The sequence below is a fragment of the Halorubrum tibetense genome (assembly GCF_042661865.1).
GTDB classification, from domain to species: Archaea; Halobacteriota; Halobacteria; order Halobacteriales; family Haloferacaceae; genus Halorubrum; species Halorubrum tibetense.
On sequence record NZ_JBHSWW010000285.1, the window covers coordinates 1 to 3,100 of the forward strand.

Annotated in this window: 1 protein-coding gene and 2 pseudogenes; 2 read left to right on the forward strand and 1 reads right to left on the reverse strand. The window is 68.4% G+C overall.

What is annotated here, in order from left to right; genetic code table 11:
- A pseudogene (locus tag ACFQEU_RS13760) lies at window positions 1–589 on the forward strand (hypothetical protein); the annotation flags it as partial.
- An 84-nt stretch (window positions 590–673) separates the two neighbouring features.
- The gene (locus tag ACFQEU_RS13765) at window positions 674–1,654 is read left to right on the forward strand and encodes an ROK family protein (RefSeq protein ID WP_379783078.1); all 981 of its coding nucleotides are present in this window, start codon (window positions 674–676) and stop codon (window positions 1,652–1,654) included.
- A gap of 221 nt (window positions 1,655–1,875) precedes the next feature.
- Here the strand turns inward: ACFQEU_RS13765 and ACFQEU_RS13770 are convergent.
- Window positions 1,876–2,853: pseudogene (locus tag ACFQEU_RS13770) on the reverse strand (PrsW family intramembrane metalloprotease); the annotation flags it as partial.
- Between the last annotated feature and the right edge of the window lie 247 nt (window positions 2,854–3,100).

Here is a 3,100-nt window from a genome sequence, read left to right on the forward strand (position 1 = left end):
CGCCGAGACGGCACACGGGCTCAGGGCGCTCGCGGTCGGTACCGGCCGTGTCGCCGTGGCGCTGCCGGCCGACGGCGTCACGTCTCCGGAGGACCACGACGGACTCGTCGCGAAGCTGGCGCGCTATGGCCCCTCGGCCGAGATGGGGGACGGCCGTACACAGAACCGACGGGAACGTCGGACATGGGATCAGATCGGCTCGCACCCGTTCCTCCCGGTCCTCGACGCGGACGGCTCGGGAGGGGATGACCGCGACGACAGCGACGTAGCGGTCGGTGACGACAGCGACGTAGCGGTCGGTGACGACAGCGACGCGGCGAGTCGCGATGTCGTCGACGCCGAAGACGGCGGCGACTGGGTCGTGATGCCGCGGGCGACGGTTCCGCCGCCGGAACCCGCACGGGAGACCGCACTCGACCGGGTTCGAGAGTCGCTGGCGGCACACGCGGGGACGTTCCACTTCGACGAGCTGAAACCCGAGAACGTGGGCGTCTACGACGACCGGTTCTGGATCGTCGATTACGGCCGTCCGCCCGGCGAGCCGCTGTTCGTCGACCCACCGGGCGGAACGGATCGCCCGTCGTTTTGATCTCCCGTTCTCGGCGTCGTTCGTCCCACAACCGTCCCACCGGAACCGTCCCGATTAAGTGGCAATGGGACCCTGTGTTCGCTGATGGCTTACTACGTTGGCGTCGACCTCGGCGCGACCAACGTCCGTGCGGTCGTCGGCGACGAGACGGCGACCGTGCTCGGATCCGACGAGCGCGGAACCCCTCGCGGCCCGAACGGGATCGCTGTCACCGAGGCGGTCCTCGAAGTCACTCGAAACGCGTGTGCCGAGGCCAGCGTCGACCCGAGCGAGGTCGTCGCCGCGGGCATCGGATCGATCGGCCCGCTCGACTTGGCGGCCGGCGTCGTGTTGGGGCCCGCCAACCTCCCGGACACAGTCGAGCGGATCCCCCTCGTCGGCCCGCTCTCGCGACTGCTCGACACGGACGATGTCCACCTCCACAACGACACCAACGCGGGGGTGATCGGCGAACGGTTCCACGCCGAGCGCAACCCCGATGACATGGTGTATCTCACGGTTTCTTCCGGGATCGGTGCCGGCGTCGCGGTCGATGGGGAGGTGCTCTCCGGTTGGGACGGCAACGCCGGGGAGGTCGGCCACATGACCGTCGACCCGCACGGGTTCATGACCTGCGGCTGCGGTCACGACGGCCACTGGGAGGCGTACTGCTCAGGCAACAACATCCCGGAATACGCCCGCGAGCTCCACGAAGAGGACCCTATCGACACCGAGCTTCCGATCGACGATCCCGACTTCTCCGCGGTCGACGTGTTCGCGGCGGCCGGAGAGGACACCTTCGCCGATCACGTGATAGCCCAGCTCGCCCACTGGAACGCGATGGGGATCGCCAACGTGATCCACGCGTACGCCCCGCTCGTCGTCAGCGTCGGCGGCGCGGTCGCGCTCAACAACCCCGACCGACTGCTTGATCCCGTCCGCGAAAAGCTGCCCGACATGGTGTTCATCAACGTCCCCGAGATCCGGCTGACCGACCTCGGCGACGAGGTCGTCGTCAAAGGCGCGCTCGCGAGCGCGCTCACCGGCGGTACCGGCGACCGGTCCCGCGTCGAATCACCTCCTTAGGCTCGCTCGTCGGGGTCGACTGGTTCGTCGACATCGGCTACTTCATCGAGATCGACTCGCCCGTCCGCTTCATCGAGATCGACTCGCCCGTCCGCATCGCCTCGCTCGATCGTCGGCGGATCGTCGCGTGCGCTCGTCTCGTCGCGGCCGTTCGTCGGGCTCCCGCCGTCGTGATCCGGGACGGTCGCCTCGTCGGCGTCCTCCCGCGTCGTCGTCGAGCCGGGGTCGGTGTCGTCCCCCCGCGTCGCCGTGTAGACGTCCCGATAGCGCCGGAGCTTTCGGAGGAGCAGGTAGCCGAAGAACCCCTGGAACCCGAGGACGAACACGAACAGCGCGGGAACCTGGGGGATCCCAGTGACGACCGATATCACGACGGTGAACGGGCCGACGAGGCTGTTGTACAGCGCGTGGATCGTCGCCGCGATCACGAGCCCCTTGACGACGATCGGCCCCTTGTGTTCCGGGTTGAACTTCGCCAACCCGAGGTAGTAGCCGGCGAACGCCGAGTAAATAACGTGTCCGGGGCCTGCGAGCGCCCGTAGCGCCGCGATCCCGTCACCGGCACCGAGCGCGGCCACGCCGAACGTGAGCGCCTCGAGGTCGACGTTCTGTGCGATGTACACGAGGTTCTCGATGACGGCGAAGCCGAGCCCCGCGATCGCCCCGTACACCGCCCCGTCGATCACCGAGTCGAACCGCGAGTCGGTGTACGCGTACAGCCGAACGGCGAGCAGTTTCACCGTCTCCTCGACCGGCCCGACGATAATAAAGAAGAACAGGACGAGGCCGAGGAAGCCGAACGGCGCGAACAGGGGGCGTGCGAGGTCGTTGAGCACCGCCGCGAACGTCGCCGTCAACACCGACAGCAGGAACGTCGCGACCAGAAGCGAGAGCGGTTCGGCGGTCGTGGCATCGGACACGTACACGTACGCGGCGAGGCCGAACGCGGGCAGCGCCGACAGTGCCACGAGCGCGGCGACGGCCGGGTCGAAGAGGAGTCCCAACCCGAACGACGCGAGGATAGCGAGGAGAATGACCCCGGCCAACAGCACGATGAACGCCTTCGCCGACCGGGTGAGAAGCCAGTATAGCGCGACCGAAAGCCCGTCCAAGGAGGTCCGCTCCTCCCAGGTGGCGATGTCGTAGAGGTCGCGGTCGTCGTCCGCGGCCTCCTCGATCGGGTCCGACCGTGATGCCATACGCCGCCTTCGGTTCGATCCGACTTAAGCCGTCGGCGTCGTAACCGTTCCCCATGACGGTCCAGCTCGACCCACGACCCGGCGTCGACCTCGGAGGTGTCGCGGCGTGAACGTCCGCATCCGCGGGATCTACACCACGGCGCTGACCCGCCTCCTCCTCGACGCCGGCCACGACGTCGTCGACGCCTCCCCGCCGATCCGCCGCCGATTCGGCGAGTCGTTCCCGACGGCCCCGCCGGACGCCCGG

Excerpts from the sequence above, each read along its gene's own strand:
- ACFQEU_RS13765 (WP_379783078.1), top strand. The coding sequence starts at position 674 with ATGGCTTACTACGTTGGCGTCGACCTCGGCGCGACCAACGTCCGTGCG.